At 73.3% G+C, this 15,965-nt stretch carries 15 protein-coding genes; 11 read left to right on the forward strand and 4 right to left on the reverse strand.

From position 1 onward, the window contains the following. Positions 1-329 precede the first annotated feature (329 nt). Positions 330-515, reverse strand: a complete 186-nt coding sequence (gene rpmB / locus AC5K6T_RS27765) for a 50S ribosomal protein L28 (protein ID WP_004924906.1) — start codon at positions 513-515, stop codon at positions 330-332. 248 nt (positions 516-763) lie between these two features. Between rpmB and AC5K6T_RS27770 the strand changes: the two genes are divergently transcribed. The 9 genes from AC5K6T_RS27770 (at position 764) to mutM (ending at position 11,377) form a co-directional block, all read left to right on the forward strand. Further along, positions 764-2,563 carry a DAK2 domain-containing protein gene (locus AC5K6T_RS27770; protein ID WP_493213278.1) on the forward strand — a complete coding sequence of 600 codons (1,800 nt, stop codon included), beginning with the start codon at positions 764-766 and terminating at the stop codon, positions 2,561-2,563. Between the two features lie 225 nt (positions 2,564-2,788). Next, positions 2,789-6,181 (forward strand): helicase-related protein, encoded by a 3,393-nt coding sequence (locus AC5K6T_RS27775; protein WP_493213279.1) that lies wholly within the window; start codon positions 2,789-2,791, stop codon positions 6,179-6,181. Positions 6,182-6,248: 67 nt separating this feature from the next. Continuing rightward, the gene (rsmD, locus tag AC5K6T_RS27780) at positions 6,249-6,962 is read left to right on the forward strand and encodes a 16S rRNA (guanine(966)-N(2))-methyltransferase RsmD (protein WP_493213281.1); all 714 of its coding nucleotides are present in this window, start codon (positions 6,249-6,251) and stop codon (positions 6,960-6,962) included. 26 nt (positions 6,963-6,988) lie between these two features. Then, entirely contained in the window at positions 6,989-7,468 is a 480-nt protein-coding gene (coaD, locus tag AC5K6T_RS27785) for a pantetheine-phosphate adenylyltransferase (RefSeq protein ID WP_493213499.1), read from the forward strand. Positions 7,469-7,526: 58 nt separating this feature from the next. Next, positions 7,527-8,654, forward strand: a complete 1,128-nt coding sequence (locus AC5K6T_RS27790; RefSeq protein WP_493213283.1) for a F0F1 ATP synthase subunit B — start codon at positions 7,527-7,529, stop codon at positions 8,652-8,654. Between the two features lie 133 nt (positions 8,655-8,787). Next, positions 8,788-9,450, forward strand: coding sequence for a YceD family protein (locus AC5K6T_RS27795; protein ID WP_493213285.1), 663 nt, complete (start codon positions 8,788-8,790; stop codon positions 9,448-9,450). A gap of 2 nt (positions 9,451-9,452) precedes the next feature. Continuing rightward, a complete protein-coding gene (gene rpmF, locus AC5K6T_RS27800) occupies positions 9,453-9,626 on the forward strand; it encodes a 50S ribosomal protein L32 (RefSeq protein WP_099201005.1) in 174 nt (57 codons plus the stop codon). A 19-nt stretch (positions 9,627-9,645) separates the two neighbouring features. After that, a complete protein-coding gene (gene rnc, locus AC5K6T_RS27805) occupies positions 9,646-10,434 on the forward strand; it encodes a ribonuclease III (protein ID WP_493213288.1) in 789 nt (262 codons plus the stop codon). An 82-nt stretch (positions 10,435-10,516) separates the two neighbouring features. After that, a complete protein-coding gene (gene mutM / locus AC5K6T_RS27810; protein WP_493213289.1) occupies positions 10,517-11,377 on the forward strand; it encodes a bifunctional DNA-formamidopyrimidine glycosylase/DNA-(apurinic or apyrimidinic site) lyase in 861 nt (286 codons plus the stop codon). Here the strand turns inward: mutM and AC5K6T_RS27815 are convergent. The 3 genes from AC5K6T_RS27815 to AC5K6T_RS27825 all read right to left on the reverse strand — a co-directional run bounded on the left by AC5K6T_RS27815 (position 11,350) and on the right by AC5K6T_RS27825 (position 14,868). Next, entirely contained in the window at positions 11,350-11,736 is a 387-nt protein-coding gene (locus AC5K6T_RS27815; RefSeq protein ID WP_493213290.1) for a winged helix-turn-helix transcriptional regulator, read from the reverse strand. The genes mutM and AC5K6T_RS27815 overlap by 28 nt on opposite strands. 182 nt (positions 11,737-11,918) lie before the next feature. Next, positions 11,919-12,521: a hypothetical protein gene (locus AC5K6T_RS27820; RefSeq protein WP_493213292.1), complete on the reverse strand. Its 603-nt coding sequence runs from the start codon at positions 12,519-12,521 to the stop codon at positions 11,919-11,921. Between the two features lie 1,051 nt (positions 12,522-13,572). Next, a complete protein-coding gene (locus tag AC5K6T_RS27825; RefSeq protein WP_493213294.1) occupies positions 13,573-14,868 on the reverse strand; it encodes a CAP domain-containing protein in 1,296 nt (431 codons plus the stop codon). A 192-nt stretch (positions 14,869-15,060) separates the two neighbouring features. Between AC5K6T_RS27825 and AC5K6T_RS27830 the strand changes: the two genes are divergently transcribed. Both AC5K6T_RS27830 and AC5K6T_RS27835 read left to right on the forward strand, forming a co-directional pair. Then, positions 15,061-15,342, forward strand: coding sequence for an acylphosphatase (locus AC5K6T_RS27830; protein WP_493213295.1), 282 nt, complete (start codon positions 15,061-15,063; stop codon positions 15,340-15,342). 376 nt (positions 15,343-15,718) lie between these two features. Next, positions 15,719-15,922, forward strand: a complete 204-nt coding sequence (locus AC5K6T_RS27835) for a hypothetical protein (RefSeq protein WP_351837238.1) — start codon at positions 15,719-15,721, stop codon at positions 15,920-15,922. The last annotated feature ends 43 nt before the right edge of the window (positions 15,923-15,965 follow it).

Consider the following 15,965-nt stretch of genomic DNA (forward strand, 5'->3'; position numbering starts at 1 on the left):
GGCCGCCGCCGCGGCCGGCGTCCGCCGCACCGCGGCGGCTGCCGCCGCGCGAAGCGGTGGGCCCGGCGCCGTGCTGAGACGGTGGCACGTGCCGTACGGGGCTGTGGGAGCCACCGTCCGGGCACGGCGGCGCAGGCCGGTGCGGACTCGACGGACCCGCCGTACGGACACGGCGTACGGACCCGCCGTACGGACCCGGGACGGAGGCCGCCCGGATACGGGGGAACGGCCACCGTCGCCGGCCGTCCGGGAACGGCAGAAAGCCGGCCCACCCGGAGGTGGACCGGCTCGGTGCAGCGAACCGGCGTGGCCGCGCGCTCAGCTGAGCGTCAGCGCGAGACCTTGCCGGCCTTGATGCACGAGGTGCAGGCGTTCACGCGCTTCGGCGTCCCGCCGACCACGGTACGCACACGCTGGATGTTCGGGTTCCAGCGGCGGGGCGTACGGCGGTGCGAGTGCGAGATGTTGTTGCCGAAGCCCGGCCCCTTGCCGCAGACGTCGCAGTTGGCAGCCACGGGTCACTCCAAAGACTTCAGATGCACTTACGGTTGATCCCGGCATGCCGGGATCAGGATCAGGGATCTGAGTGGCGTTGCCAGGGGGAGAGCCCGATGTGGATCGGGCAACCGGAGCAGCATACAACGACTGCGTCCGTACAACGAAACTACCATGGCAGCTCAGGGGCCCGGCCGCAGCCCTCAGCAGGCCTGGACCGGCCGGGGGTCTACGCTGCGTCCACGTCCAGCATCCCAGGGAGGCGCAGGTGGCGCAGGGGCCGCAGACATTCCTCGATGCTCCCGCGGTGCGCACCTGGTGCGGCCTGGCGCTGCGAGCGCTGGGGCACGCGCGCGAGGAGATCGACGCGATCAACGTGTACCCCGTCGCGGACGGGGACACCGGGACGAACCTCTACCTGACCGTCGAGTCCGCCGCCGCGGCGGTCGAGGCCGTCTTCGACGGGCACGCCGCCGGCCGTGAGAACCCGGCGAGCCCCTCGCTCGGTGACGCCCTGCACGCGATGGCGCACGGCGCGCTCATCGGGGCGCGCGGGAACTCCGGCACCATCCTGGCCCAGCTGCTGCGCGGCATGGCCCAGGTGCTCGCCGAGGACGAGGACGATGCGGCACCCCGGACCGACGGGCCGGGGCTCGGACGGGCTCTGCGGCACGCCGCCGACTCCGCCCGCCGGGCCGTCGCCCACCCCGTCGAGGGGACCGTGCTGACCGTCGCCTCCGCGGCCGCGGACGCGGCCGAGAGCGCGGCCGGGGAGGCCGGGGGTGACTGCCGCCGGGTGGCCCGCGCGGCCTACGAGGGCGCCCGCGCCGCACTCGCCGCGACGCCGGCCCAGCTCGCGGTCCTGGCGCGGGCCGGAGTGGTGGACGCCGGCGGGCGCGGCCTCGTGGCCGTGCTCGGCGCGCTCACGGAGACGCTCACCGGACAGGCCCCCGGCGCCGGACCGGCGACGACGCCCGCCGCGGGCGCGGCGTCCGGCGCGAGCGTGCTGTCCACCGAGGCCGCGCCGTCCGCGCGAGGCGTGGTGCCCGGCGGCGCGGCCGCCCCCGCCGAGGGCGGGCCGTCCGCCCTCGGCGGGCCGGCTGCCGAGGGCGCGTCCTGCGCGGACGGCGGTGGGGCCGACGACGGGCCCGCCTTCGAGGTGATCTACCTGCTGGAGGCCGGCGACGCGGCCGTGGAGCGGCTGCGGCAGCGGCTGGACCTGCTGGGGGACTCACTGGTCGTGGTCGGCGGCGACGGACTGTGGAACGTCCATGTGCACGTCGACGACGCCGGTGCCGCCGTCGAGGCGGGCGTGGAGGCCGGGCGGCCCTACCGCATCCGCATCACCCACTTCGGGCTCGGCGACGTCCACACCACGCGCGAGGAGCGCCCGCCCCGCGAGCGTGCCGAGCGCGCCGTCGTCGCCGTCGTACCCGGCGCGGGACTGGCCGGACTGTACGGCGAGGCCGGCGCCACCACCGTGCTCGCCCGGCCCGGGGAGCCGCCCGCCAGCGGAGAGCTCGTGCAGGCCGTACGGCGCGCCCACGCGCGCGAGGTGGTCCTGCTGCCCAACGACGCCGAACTGCGCCACACCGCCGCGGCGGCCGCCGAACAGGCCCGGGCGGAGGGCATCAGGGTGGCGCTCATCCCGACGCGGTCCGCGGTGCAGGGCATCGCCGCGCTCGCCGTGCACGAGCCGGACCGCCGCTTCGACGAGGACGTCGTGGCCATGACCTCGGCGGCGGGCGCGACCCGCTACGCCGAGGTCACCGTCGCCGAGCACGAGTCCTGGACCACCGCGGGGATCTGCCAGGCCGGGGACGTGCTCGGGCTGATCGACGGCGACGTCGCGGTGATCGGCTCCGACACGGCCGACACCGCTCGGGCCGTCCTGGACCGCATGCTCGCGGCCGGCGGCGAACTGGTCACCCTGGTCCTCGGTGACGGCGCGCCCGACGACATCGCCGACCGCCTGGACGCGCGGGTGCGGGAGGCCTACCTCGCCGTCGACACGGTGGTCTACCGGGGCGGTCGGCAGGGCGCCCTGCTGCTCATCGGCGTGGAGTGACGCCGCCCCCGGCCACGACGGGCCTGCCGCATCCCGGCGGAGCCGTCGGCCGGCCCGGCCGGCGGCCGCCCGCCAGGCCGCGGCCGCCCGCCGCGCCGGGGACGCACGCAGTGCTCGGGCCGCTCCCCGCGCGGGGCCGCGCGGCCGCCGCCCGCGAGCCGTGACGAGCCGTCCGGCCAGAGGTTTCCCGCGGCGTGTGCGGCGTTGTCGGTGCCGTGGTGTGCAATGGATCTCGTGCCCGCACTGGACGAACCACTGAAGAAGGTGCTCGGCCCCGCCACCGCGAAGGTGATGGCCGAGCACCTCGGCCTGCACACCGTCGGCGACCTCCTGCACCACTACCCGCGCCGGTACGAGGAGCGCGGCCAGCTGACCCACCTGGCCGACCTCCCCATGGACGAGCACGTCACCGTGGTCGCCCAGGTGGCCGACGCCCGGCTGCACAGCTTCGCCTCCGCGAGGGCCCCGCGCGGAAAGGGGCAGCGCCTGGAAGTGACGATCACCGACGGCAGCGGCCGCCTCCAGCTGGTGTTCTTCGGCAACGGTGTGCACAAACCGCACAAGGAGCTGCTCCCGGGCACACGCGCGATGTTCGCGGGCAAGGTCTCCGTCTTCAACCGCAGGCTCCAGCTCGCGCACCCGGCCTACGAGCTGCTGCGCGGCGACGGCGAGGAGGGCGAGGAGACGGTGGAGAGCTGGGCCGGCGCCCTGATCCCGCTCTACCCCGCCACCGCCAAGCTGGAGTCCTGGAAGATCGGCAAGGCCGTCCAGACCGTCCTGCCCAGCGCCCTGGAGGCCGCCGACCCGCTTCCCGACAGCCTCCGCGAGGGCCGCGGGCTGGTCTCCCTCCCGGAGGCCCTGCTCAAGATCCACCGCCCCCGGACGAGGGCCGACCTGGAGGCCGCCCGAGCCCGTCTGAAGTGGGACGAGGCCTTCGTCCTGCAGGTCGCCCTGGCCCGGCGCCGGCACGCCGACACCCTGCTTCCGGCGGCCGCCCGCAGAGCGAAGCCGGACGGCCTCCTGGCCGCCTTCGACGACCGCCTGCCGTTCACCCTCACCGAGGGCCAGCAGCGGGTCTCCGGGGAGATCTTCCGCGACCTCGCCGCCGAGCACCCCATGCACCGCCTGCTCCAGGGCGAAGTGGGCTCCGGCAAGGCCCAGCCCCTGGACGCGCTGGTGCTCACGCCGTCCGGCTTCCGGCGCATGGGGGACATCGGTCCCGGCGACGAGGTCGTGGTGCCGAGCGGGGGGACCGCGCCCGTCGACGGCGTCTTCCCCCAGGGCGAGCGGGACGTCTGGCGCCTGGTGCTGTCCGACGGCAGCTCCGTGGAGTGCGACGACGAGCACCTCTGGATCGTCGGCGCGGGCCGGGCGGGGCGGCCCGACGGCCCCGACCGCGTCATGACCACCAGGGAGATCCGGGGCGATCTCGTCGCGCCCGACGGCTCCCCGAAGTGGTCGGTCCCCGTCGCCGTCCCCGTCGACCTGGGGGGCGCCCCGCCCCTGCCGCTGGACCCCTATGCGCTCGGCGCCCTGCTGGCCGGCGGCCGGCTTCCCGACGGGCCGGCGTGGTCTTCAGCCGGGGAGGCCGTAGAGGCTGTAGAGGCCGTAGAGGCCGTAGAGGCCGTAGAGGCCGTAGAGGCCGCGGCGGTCGCAGAGGCCGAGGCGGGCGCGGCGGTCGCGGCGGTCGCGCCCGGCATCGCCCGCCCGGGCGGCGGGGCACCGGCGGCCGGGCCGCGGTACGGCGCCGTGCCGGGCGCGGCGCGGCCCGCGGCCGCGGAGCGGGACCCCGTCGGTGAGGCCCTTCACGATCTCGGTCTGCGGGGCGTGCCGGCCCACGGCGTGTTCGTGCCCGAGCGGTACAAGCACACCTCGGTGAAGAACCGGCACGCACTGCTCCAGGGGCTCCTGGACACCGGCGGCACGGTCCACACCGGCGGCGCCGCCGACACCGCTGACGGCGCCGCCGACACCGCAGGCAGCGCCCTCGGCGGCACCGGCGTCTCGCTGCGGTCGGCGTCGCTCCGGCTGGCCGGGGACGTCGCCTGGCTGGTGCGGTCGCTGGGCGGCAGCGCCCGAGTCCGGGCCACGGCCGACGGAGCCGGAGTGACCGGTGTGGAGCTGCCGCCCGGCCACCCGCCGTTCCGGCTGCCCGGCAAGGCCCGGCTCCTGCGCCCGCGGGCCGCACCGGACGGCCTCCGGCGCCGCATCGAAGCCGTCGAGCACGTGGGGCGCAAGCCGGTGCAGTGCATCAGCGTCGCCCACCCGGACCGCGCCTACGTCACCGACCACTTCACCGTGACGCACAACACCATGGTGGCGCTGCGCGCCATGCTCGCCGTGGTCGACGCGGGCGGCCAGGCAGCTCTCCTCGCCCCCACCGAGGTGCTGGCCCAGCAGCATCACCGGTCCGTCGTCGAGATGATGGGCGACCTGGCCGAGGGCGGGATGCTGGGCGGTGCCGAGCACGCCACCCGGGTGGTCCTGCTGACCGGCTCCATGGGGGCGGCCGCCCGTCGGCAGGCCCTGCTGGACCTGGTGTCCGGGGATGCCGGGATCGTGATCGGCACCCACGCGCTGATCGAGGACCGGGTCCGCTTCCACGACCTGGGGCTGGTCGTCGTCGACGAGCAGCACCGCTTCGGCGTCGAGCAGCGCGACGCCCTGCGCGGCAAGGGCGACTCCCCGGGGGAGAGGCGGACGCCGCACCTTCTGGTGATGACGGCCACGCCGATCCCGCGCACGGTCGCCATGACCGTCTTCGGTGACCTGGACACCTCGGTCCTCGACCAGTTGCCGGCCGGACGCTCCCCGATCGCCAGCCATGTCGTCCCCGCAGCCGACAAGCCGCACTTCCTCGCCCGCGCCTGGGAGCGGGTGCGCGAGGAGGCGGCCGCCGGCCATCAGGCGTACGTGGTCTGCCCGCGCATCGGCGACGACGCCGACGAGCCGGACGGCGGCCCGGGCAAGGCGGGCCCCGCCGCCGGGGAGGACGCCGCGAAGCGGCCGCCGCTGGCCGTGCTCGACGTGGCCGGCCAACTGGCCGCGGGCCCGCTGCAGGGCCTGCGGGTGGAGGTGCTGCACGGCAGGATGCACCCCGACGACAAGGACGCGGTGATGCGCCGCTTCGCCGCGGGCGACACCGACGTCCTCGTCGCCACGACCGTCATCGAGGTCGGCGTCAACGTCCCCAACGCCACCGCCATGGTGATCATGGACGCGGACCGGTTCGGCGTCTCCCAGCTCCACCAGCTGCGCGGCCGCGTCGGCCGGGGCTCCGCGCCCGGCCTGTGCCTGCTGGTCACCGAGATGCCCGAGGCCGCCCCGGCGCGTGCCCGCCTCGCCGCGGTCGCCGCCACCCTCGACGGCTTCGAGCTCTCCCGTATCGACCTCGAACAGCGCCGTGAGGGCGACGTCCTCGGCCAGGCGCAGTCCGGGGCCCGATCCTCCCTGCGGGTCCTCGCCGTCATCGAGGACGAGGAGATCATCGCCGAGGCGCGCGAGGAGGCCGCCGCGGTGGTCGCCGCCGACCCGGAGCTGACCGGTCTGCCCGCGCTGCGGACGGCGCTGGAGGCGCTGCTGGACGCCGAGCGCGAGCAGTACCTGGACAAGGGGTGAGCGCCCGCGCGCCGCACCGGCCCGACCCCGGAGCCCCCGCCGCGGGACCGCCCGGGCGAGCCCGCCGATGTCCCGGTCCGCCCGGCGCCGGCCGCGGCGCAGCGGCGCGGCGGCGCGGCCGAGGCGCCGCACGGGCGCGGGGAGCCGCGCGACCCGCCACACTGAACCCACAGCCATCCACCACCGAGGACCGAAGATGACCCGCGTAATCGCCGGCGCGGCCGGCGGCCGCCGCCTGGCCGTCCCGCCCGGCACCGGCACCCGCCCGACCTCAGACCGCGCACGCGAGGGTCTCTTCTCCACCTGGCAGTCCCTCCTCGGCGGCCCGCTCGACGGCGAGCGTGTCCTCGACCTGTACGCCGGCTCCGGCGCGGTCGGCCTGGAGGCGCTCTCCCGCGGCGCGGGCCACACCCTCCTGGTGGAGGCCGACGCGCGGGCGGCCCGCGTCGTCCGGGAGAACGTCCGCGCCCTCGGCCTCCCCGGCGCCGAGGTCAGGTCCGGCAAGGCCGAACAGGTCGTCAGAACCCCGCCCCCGCAGCCGTACGAGATCGTCTTCCTCGACCCGCCGTACGCCGTGACGGACGACGATCTTCGGGAGATTCTCCTCACACTCCGCTCGGAGGGCTGGCTCACGCCGGATGCGCTCGTCACCGTGGAGCGCAGCACCAGAGGGGGCGAATTCCGTTGGCCGCAGGGCTTCGAGCCGCTACGGGCCCGCCGCTACGGCGAGGGCACGTTTTGGTACGGTCGCGCCGCCTCTACGTGCGAAGACGCACGATGACCGGACCGGAGAGCGAGGGATCACCAGTGCGCCGCGCCGTCTGTCCCGGGTCGTTCGACCCGATCACCAACGGACACCTCGACATCATCTCCCGTGCCTCCCGCCTCTATGACGAGGTGTACGTCGCGGTGATGATCAACAAGGCCAAGAAGGGCCTGTTCGAGATCGAGGAGCGGATCGACCTGATCCGCCAGGTCACCGCCGAGTACGGGAACGTCCGGGTCGAGGCCTTCCACGGTCTCCTCGTGGACTTCTGCAAGCAGCGCGACATCCCCGCCATCGTCAAGGGTCTGCGGGCCGTCAGCGACTTCGACTACGAGCTCCAGATGGCGCAGATGAACAACGGGCTGTCCGGTGTGGAGACCCTGTTCGTGCCCACCAACCCCACCTACAGCTTCCTGTCCTCCTCCCTGGTCAAGGAGGTCGCGACCTGGGGCGGCGACGTCTCCCACCTGGTACCCCCGCTCGTCCTGGAGGCCCTGAACAGGCGCCTGCGCGACACGTGATGGGGCTACAGTCGTCCCGTCCGTCTCCAACACAGCTGTAGAGAGTGGCGAGCACACGGTGGACGTGCAGAAGAAGCTCGACGAGATCGTCGCCGCGGTCTCCAGTGCCCGGTCGATGCCCATGTCGGCCTCGTGCGTGGTCAACCGCGCCGACCTGCTCTCGATGCTCGACGAGGTGCGGGCCGCGCTGCCCGACTCCCTCGCCCAGGCCCAGGAACTGATCGGCGGGCGCGAGCAGATGGTCGAGCGGGCCCGCCAGGAGGCCGAGCGGATCATCGAGCACGCCCACGCCCAGCGCGGCTCCCTGGTCTCCGACACGGAGATCGCCCGCCGCTCCCAGGCCGAGGCCGACCGCATCCTCGCCGAGGCCCGCCAGGAGGCCGACGAGATCCGCGCCGAGGCCGACGACTACGTCGACTCCAAGCTGGCCAACTTCGAGGTCGTCCTCACCAAGACGCTCGGCTCCGTCGGCCGCGGGCGCGAGAAGCTCCTCGGCACCGGGCCGGCCTCCGGGGAGCACGGCTACGCGCACCCCGAGGACGCGGCGGACGCCGAGGAGGACGACGCCCCCGAGCGCAGCCACGACCCCGAGACGCTGCGCCGCGACGCCGACGCCTACGTCGACACCAAACTGGGCGCCTTCGAGGCGGTCCTCGCCAAGACCCTGCAGGCCGTCGGCCGTGGCCGGCAGAAGCTGCACGGCCGGATCGCCACCGACGACCTCGGCGCGCTCGCCGACGACACCAGCACCCTCCAGCACTCCAGCGACGCCGACTACCTCGCCGATCTCGCCGCCCTCGCCGAGCAGGACGGCCCGGCCGGGCAGCCCGCACGCCCCGGGTACGAGCCCCAGCCCCAGCCGGCCTACGGCTACCAGCAGCAGAGCGACGCCTACGCCGGCTACCCGCAGCAGGACCCGTACGGCTACCAGCAGGCCGCCCAGGCCGACCCGTACGCCGCCTACCCGGCCTACGGCTCCGAGCAGCCCGCCTACGAGCCCCAGCAGGGCTACGAGCACCAGCAGCCCCAGCAGGCTCAGCAGCCTCAGCAGGCTCAGCAGCCTCAGCAGGGCTACGAGTCCCAGCAGCCCCAGCAGGGCTACGCGCTCGACGAGACCAGCCTCTTCGACACCAGCATGATCAGCGCCGAACAGCTCAGGGCGTACGAGCAGGGCCGGGGGCAGTAGACCCGACCACCGGATTGGGCCGACAGCGAAAGGTCCAGTATCCTGGCTGTTCGGTCGCGCGTACGTCCGCGATCCACGCTGCCCGGACACATCAGGGGCGGCGTCCCTCTGAGCTGGAAGATCGATAGCAGGAATGGCCTCCAAAGCCCGCCTCGACCACCGCAACCCCCTCGTGTTCGACACGCACGAGCTGGGGCGGCGTCCTGGCGCGCTGCAGCGGCTGACCCGCACGATCGACGCCCCCAAGGACCTCGGGATCGGGGGAGTCATCGGAGTGCCGGAAGGCGCCCCGGTGGAGCTCGACCTCCGCCTGGAGTCGGTCATGGAAGGGGTGCTCGTCACAGGCACCGCCCGTGCACGGGCCCAGGGGGAGTGCGTAAGGTGTCTGGAGCCGCTTCAGCTCGACGTCGAAGCGGAGTTCCAGGAGATGTTCTCGTACCCCGAGGCCGACGAGCGGGGCCGGGCGAAAGCCCCGGCCGACGACACCGCCGCGGATGCCGAGGAGGACGAGGACACCCTCTTCATCGAGGACGGCCTGTTCGACCTCGAAACCGTGCTGCGCGATGCGGTGGTGCTCGCACTGCCGATGCAGCCGGTGTGCCGGGACGACTGCCCGGGGCTGTGCTCCGACTGCGGAGCACGCCTCGCGGACGACCCGGACCACCACCACGACGCCGTCGACATCCGTTGGGCGGCACTGCAGGGATTCGCCGATTCAGTCGAAGCCGGCGATAAGGACGAGATGAGCGGCGGCGCGCTTCCCTCAGCACGCGCCGACGAGAAGCAGGAGAAGTAGCCGTGGCTGTTCCGAAGCGGAAGATGTCGCGCAGCAACACGCGCCACCGCCGGTCGCAGTGGAAGGCTGCGGTCCCCACCCTGGTCGCGTGCGAGCGCTGCCACGAGCCCAAGCAGCAGCACATCGCGTGCCCGTCTTGCGGCACCTACAACAAGCGCCAGGTCCTCGCGGTCTGAGCGGCTGGTGAGAGGCACTGTGTCCACGCCGAAGAAGAACGCAGCGGACCACCAGGCCTCGTCCCACACGCTTCTGGAAGGGCGGCTCGGCTACCAGGTCGAGTCCGCCCTTCTGGTGCGAGCGCTGACCCACCGTTCCTACGCGTACGAGAACGGCGGTCTGCCGACGAACGAGCGGCTGGAGTTCCTCGGGGACTCCGTGCTCGGCCTCGTCGTCACGGACACGCTGTACCGCACCCACCCCGACCTGCCTGAAGGCCAGCTGGCCAAACTGCGGGCCGCGGTGGTCAACTCGCGCGCGCTGGCGGACGTGGGACGCACGCTCGACCTCGGCTCCTTCATCCGGCTCGGCCGCGGTGAAGAGGGCACGGGTGGCCGGGACAAGGCGTCCATCCTCGCCGACACCCTCGAAGCGGTGATCGGCGCGGTCTACCTCGACCAGGGCCTGGACTCGGCGGCGGAGCTGGTGCACCGCCTGTTCGACCCGCTGATCGAGAAGTCCTCCAACCTCGGAGCCGGCCTGGACTGGAAGACCTCCCTCCAGGAGCTCACCGCGACCGAAGGCCTCGGCGTGCCCGAGTACCTGGTCACGGAGACCGGCCCCGACCACGAGAAGACCTTCACTGCTGCTGCCCGCGTCGGAGGCGTCTCGTACGGCACCGGCACCGGCCGCAGCAAGAAGGAGGCGGAGCAGCAGGCCGCGGAGTCCGCCTGGCGGGCCATCCGGGCCGACGCCGACGAGCGGGCCGAGGCCGCCGCCCGGGCGACGGCCGACGGCGGCGCCGACGCTCCGAAGGCCTCCGCCTGAACCACACACCACGCGCCGAGCGCCCGCACTCCCCGGGGATGCGGGCGCTCGGCCCGTCCACCCGCGAGACACCGGGGGAGCCATGCCCGAGTTGCCCGAGGTCGAGGTCGTCCGCCGCGGCCTGGAACGCTGGGTCGCCCACCGGGCCGTGGCCGACGCCGAGGTGCTGCACCCGCGCGCCGTACGCCGCCACACGGCCGGTCCCGACGACTTCGCCCACCGTCTCAAGGGCCACCGCGTCGGCGTACCGTGCCGTCGCGGCAAGTACCTGTGGCTGCCGCTGGAGGACACCGGCCAGGCGGTCCTCGCCCACCTCGGTATGAGCGGCCAGCTCCTGGTCCAGCCGCACGAGGCGCCCGACGAGAGGCACCTGCGCATCCGCGTCCGGTTCGCCGACGGCCTCGGCACCGAACTCCGCTTCGTCGACCAGCGCACCTTCGGCGGGCTCTCGCTGCACGACACCACCGAGGACGGCCTGCCCGACGTCATCGGCCACATCGCCCGCGACCCCCTCGACCCGCTGTTCGACGACGAGGCCTTCCACCGGGCACTGCGCCGCAAGCGGACCACCGTCAAGCGGGCCCTGCTGGACCAGTCCCTGATCAGCGGCGTCGGCAACATCTACGCCGACGAGGCGCTCTGGCGCTCCCGCCTGCACTACGACCGCCCGACCGCGGGCCTCACCCGCCCCCGCACCCTCGGACTCCTCGGTCACGTCCGGGACGTGATGAACGCCGCCCTCTCCGTCGGCGGCACCAGCTTCGACAGCCTCTACGTCAACGTCAACGGGGAGTCCGGCTACTTCGACCGCTCGCTCGACGCGTACGGCCGTGAGGGGCTGCCCTGCAAGCGGTGCGGCACACCGATGCGGCGACGGCCGTGGATGAACCGGTCCAGCTACTTCTGCCCGCGCTGTCAGCGGCCGCCGCGGCTGGCGTCGTAGCGCTCCCGGGCGGCCACGACCTCGTCCATCCGCCCCTCCACGCACTGGATCAGCCCCAGCAGCCGCGACGCGACCTCCCGGCCCAGCGGAGTCAGCGCGTAGTCCACCCGGGGCGGGACCACCGGCTGGGCCGCACGGTGGACCAGCCCGTCGCGCTCCAGCGCGTGCAGCGTCTGGGCCAGCATCTTCTCGCTGACCCCGTCCACCCTCCGGCGCAGCTCACCGAAGCGCAGCGAGCCCTCCGACAGCGCGCCCAGCGTGAGCGCGCCCCAGCGGCCGGTGACATGCTCCAGCGTGCGGCGCGAGGGGCAGGCCTTGGCGAAGACGTCGTAGCGGACGTCCTGGGACGGGACCGTCATGCCGTCGAGCGTACAGCGCCACCCCGCGGACACCCCGGCCCTCGAAGGCACCGATGACCGATGCACCCCTCGGGGACGGGGGCCGGGTCAGTAGCCGAAGAATGAGGCAGTGCCTCGCCGGCCTGCGGCCTCCGGCGCGGCCAATGCTGTGACCTGCGGATTAGCTGTCGGACAGGGCAGGACTACGGAGTGGCTTGGACGACGGTGTCCAGCGCCTTCGATTGGGCACTGACGAGATCGCTTGGGATGCTCGCCGACGTTGCGGGACCGTCGGAAGTCGCCTTGTAGATCGCCAGCGTGGAACCTTGGCGTATGACGATCACGCTCACGGGGAGCTTCAACTCATCCGCACCGGGTTCGATGACCAGCTTGAGCTGGAAGGCGATCCCGTCGTCGCCCTTCGGTGGGCCGTCGGTGGCTTCGATGTCTTCGTAGGTCGCCTTCATGGGGCCTGCTGTGTACCCCTTGCAGGACTTCAAGGCCGTGCGAAGATCGTTGATCGCCTGAGCGGCGTCCGCTGAGCGGTACGACACCAGGGTGAGGATCGCAGAGTGGCCCTTCCTGCCTGCGATGCGCTGCACGCTGCCGACCGGGGTGTAACCGCTGGCCCCGTCGACTGCAGCACTGACCGGCGTGCACAAGGAAGGGTCGGTGTCGGTACGGCGTGCGGCATGAATGACGCCACTGCCGACGCCGCTCGTGCCCGCCCCAATCTCTTCCACCTGAACCCCGGGAAGGTCATGCGCGTCCACGACGGCGTCTTCAAGCTGCTGCTGAGACAACACACGCGCATTCTGTGCCGAGTCCCGGCTGGCAGTCGTCTTCGTCGTCGGGGCGTCTCCACCACGCTGACCGCCACAAGCCGTCATGCCGATGGTCACCAAAGCCATAACTGCCAGGTGCCTTCGCCCAATGGCTCTGCTCATGGCCCCTCCCCTTGTTCACACGATGCCGAGGAACGATACGACAGGTCATCGGGCGTATTCACCATCAAGCTGCGTGCCGACTCCGTCCTGCTCAACCCACCGCTCTCCACGGCTCCCATCCCGTCCGCCGCCGACCCACGCATCGTGGGGCGAGCGTGGTTCAGGCGTCCAGGTGGAGCGCGCCAGCGCACGAACGACCTGGATGCCATGGGCCGCGTCTGCTCGGCTCTGCCTGGGGCGACGGTGGACGGGATGGGAGCACCCCGCGCACGCCACTACGGGCCCGCAGTCGGCGCCCCCTCCATCCCGGTGCCGGCCGATCCCCCGCCGGAGGCATTGTCTTGACCGCGGGCCGCGCTGTGCGGTGATCGACTCATGGCCACCGACCCTATCCACACGTGGGCGCGCGTCGGCGCAGCGCGGGCGGAGCGGGCCGGAGGCAGGAGCGGCGCCCCAGCGGAGCCGGGAGCTCGCCCGGCGGAGCGGAGCGCAGCCGGGGCTTGATGAGGTGACCTTGCCCTGGCGGACCCTGGACGGCCCGCCGTCACGGGAAGAGCTGATCTTCCACAGCCCTGAGGGCCTTCCCCTCAACCGCAACCGCTTCAACGACCGGCAGTGACGCCCCGCCCTTCGGGTTGCCGGTGAGTCTTCGGGGCGGGACAACGGCACGCGCTGCGGCACTTCTACGCGTCGGTCCTGCTGGACGCCGGGGAGAGCATCGAGGCCCCGAGCGAGTACCTCGGACACCGTGATCCGGGCCTCACCCTGCGGACCTGCACCCACCTGAGATGCCGACCACCGCGACCCGCACTCGGGCCGCCGCGGACGCGGTCCACGGGCGCGGCGCCGTGGCGGACGACGGCCCCGACACGGCCCAGGGGACCTCATAGGTCGCTGACCTGCGGGTTCCTCAGTAGCCGAAGTCCTGGGTCCACCACGGGCCGCCGTCGGCGTAGTGGACGCCTACGCCCAGGGTCTTGAAGTCGCAGTTCAGGATGTTGGCCCGGTGGCCGGGGCTGTTCATCCAGGCTTCCATGACGGCCGCGGCGTCGGCCTGGCCGCGGGCTATGTTCTCGCCGCCGAGGCCGCTGACGCCGCTCAGGTCGGCACGGTCCCAGGGGCTGGCGCCGTCCGGGTCGGTGTGGTCGAAGAAGCCGCGCCCGGCCATGTCCTCGCTGAAGTCGCGGGCCAGCGCGGCCAGCGCGCTGTTCGCGGCCAGCGGCGTGCAGCCGGCGCTCCGCCGCTCCACGTTGACCAGGCGCAGCACCTCCGCCTCGGCGGCCGCCTCCGCGGACACCGTCACCTCGCGGGCCGGCGCGGTCGGCGTCCTCGTGGGCGTCCCGGACGGGCCCGGTGCCGGCGCCGCGGGTGCGGCCGACTCCTCGGAGGGGGTGGCCGGAGCGCTCTCCGGCGCCGACTCCGATGACGGTCCCGGCTCCGTCGCGGTCGGAGTCCCGGCCGGTGACGGCGAGGCGGACGCGGACGGGCCGGCGGAGGCCGGCGTGCGGCTGCCGCCCGGGGCCGCAGGGGGCTGCCCTGACCGGTCACCGGCGGCGGGGCCGGACGTACCGCCCTGCTGGGTCTCCAGGTTGCCGGGCCGGGGCGCGGACTCCACCTGGTCGGGGCTGCTGCCGCCGAGCCGGTAGGTGTCGACGCCCGGCACCAGGCCGGTGGTGACCGCGACCGCGCCGAGTGCGACCGCCGCGGACACCCCGAGCAGACCGGAACGCACCGGCGCGGGGGCCTTCTTCCGGGAGCCCCGGTGCGTGGAGGCGCGGCGACCGCCCGCCTGTCGCGGGACGAGAGCCTCGCCGGAGGAGGGCGGGACCGGAAGGACGGCGGTGCCGGCGCCGCCGTGCCCGGAGGACCGCGGCGGCGCCCACCCGGGGGTGGCGGGGCCGGCCGCGGTCGCGTCCGTCGCGTGGAAGGCCGCACCGGGCGCATAGGCTGCGTCGATTGCGTCGATTGCGTCGATTGCTTCGGTGGCGTAGAGGTACGCCGTGCTTCTCGCGTACACCTCGGCATACGCCTCGGGGTTCAGATAGGGCGCGATGCCCGGCGCGCCGTGACCGCCTGCGGAGGACTGTCGCGGGGTGCGGCCTGCGGCGGAACCGCTCTGCGAGGTGCTCCCGGTGGCATGGCCCTGCGTGGCGCGGCCGGCGGCGGAGCGGCGGTGGCGTCCCATGTTCTGGCCTTCCTCGGTCATGAGGTCCGTCAGGATCCTCGGGCCCCTCGGGCACCTGAAGATCTTGAGATTGCGCGGTCGACTCGTCCCCCACGGCCAACGCAGCTCACTCGATCGAGTGAGTTTCCTCTGAGATGCGTTGGGTGGGGACGGTACCGCATGGCGGTGGGGGCGGAAGTGTCCACCGGGACAATGGCCGGTTAGGTTGCGGTCATGAGCGACGATGTGCGAATGGTCGCCTGGGTGCGCGGACGCGTCCAAGGTGTGGGTTTCCGCTGGTTCACGCGGGCCAAGGCGTTGGAGATCGGCGGACTGAGCGGTTTCGCCCTCAACCTGGACGACGGCCGTGTGCAGGTGGTCGCAGAGGGAGCGCGGGCCGGCTGCGAGGGGCTCCTCGACTGGCTCCGGGGAGACGACACGCCCGGACGTGTGGACGGGGTGACCGAGATCTGGGACACACCCCGGGGTGGCTACGACGGCTTCGCCATCCGGTGACGGGCGGGGCCCGGCGTTCCGGCGGGCGCCGTGGGGGATTCCGTCCGGGGCCCTCGGGAGGGAGAACCTCCTGGTGATTGACAAGAACCCCTTGCCCCGGCGGACTCCGCACGCCAAGATGATCGCCACGCCCCGGCCCCCGGAGGGCCCGCCACGCCGTGGCTTTCCGGCCGTCGACTCCGGGCCGCCCCTCGATACGGGGCGTGATCGTGTTGACCGTCAAACTTTTTGGTGAGACGCTGAAAGCCCCGCGCACCTTAGCTGTTTGGCATGGAATACGGCAGTGTCGCTCGTGCGCCTGCCAAGCACCGCGGGTGCGAATCCCTCACGACCCACACCGCTTCGGTCGGTCACTCAGTGTGGAGGCCCATCCATCATGGCAAAGGCGCTTCTCGGTTACGTCGGCGGCTCCGACCCGCGACTCCTCGCCGAGATGCGACGGCTCCAGCAGCGTGTACAGGACCTGGAATCGGAGCTCGTACGGATCCAGGCGGAGAACGACGCGCTGACGGCTGCCGCTTCTCACCACGAGATCATGGAGAGCATCGACGCACACCAGGCGGAGCCTGCGCTCACCTGATCACTGCATCGCAGTACATGACACGCAGTGGTTGGGCTGCCCG

Source organism: Streptomyces sp. B8-7 (assembly GCF_058833805.1).

Bases quoted from the DNA above. Each gene is read 5' to 3' on its own strand.
- AC5K6T_RS27775 (WP_493213279.1), top strand. From the start codon at position 2,789: ATGGATCTCGTGCCCGCACTGGACGAACCACTGAAGAAGGTGCTCGGC.
- rsmD (WP_493213281.1), top strand. From the start codon at position 6,249: ATGTCCCGGTCCGCCCGGCGCCGGCCGCGGCGCAGCGGCGCGGCGGCG.
- AC5K6T_RS27795 (WP_493213285.1), top strand. From the start codon at position 8,788: ATGGCCTCCAAAGCCCGCCTCGACCACCGCAACCCCCTCGTGTTCGAC.
- mutM (WP_493213289.1), top strand. From the start codon at position 10,517: ATGCCCGAGTTGCCCGAGGTCGAGGTCGTCCGCCGCGGCCTGGAACGC.
- AC5K6T_RS27815 (WP_493213290.1), bottom strand. From the start codon at position 11,736: ATGACGGTCCCGTCCCAGGACGTCCGCTACGACGTCTTCGCCAAGGCC.
- AC5K6T_RS27825 (WP_493213294.1), bottom strand. From the start codon at position 14,868: ATGACCGAGGAAGGCCAGAACATGGGACGCCACCGCCGCTCCGCCGCC.
- AC5K6T_RS27830 (WP_493213295.1), top strand. From the start codon at position 15,061: ATGAGCGACGATGTGCGAATGGTCGCCTGGGTGCGCGGACGCGTCCAA.
- AC5K6T_RS27835 (WP_351837238.1), top strand. From the start codon at position 15,719: ATGGCAAAGGCGCTTCTCGGTTACGTCGGCGGCTCCGACCCGCGACTC.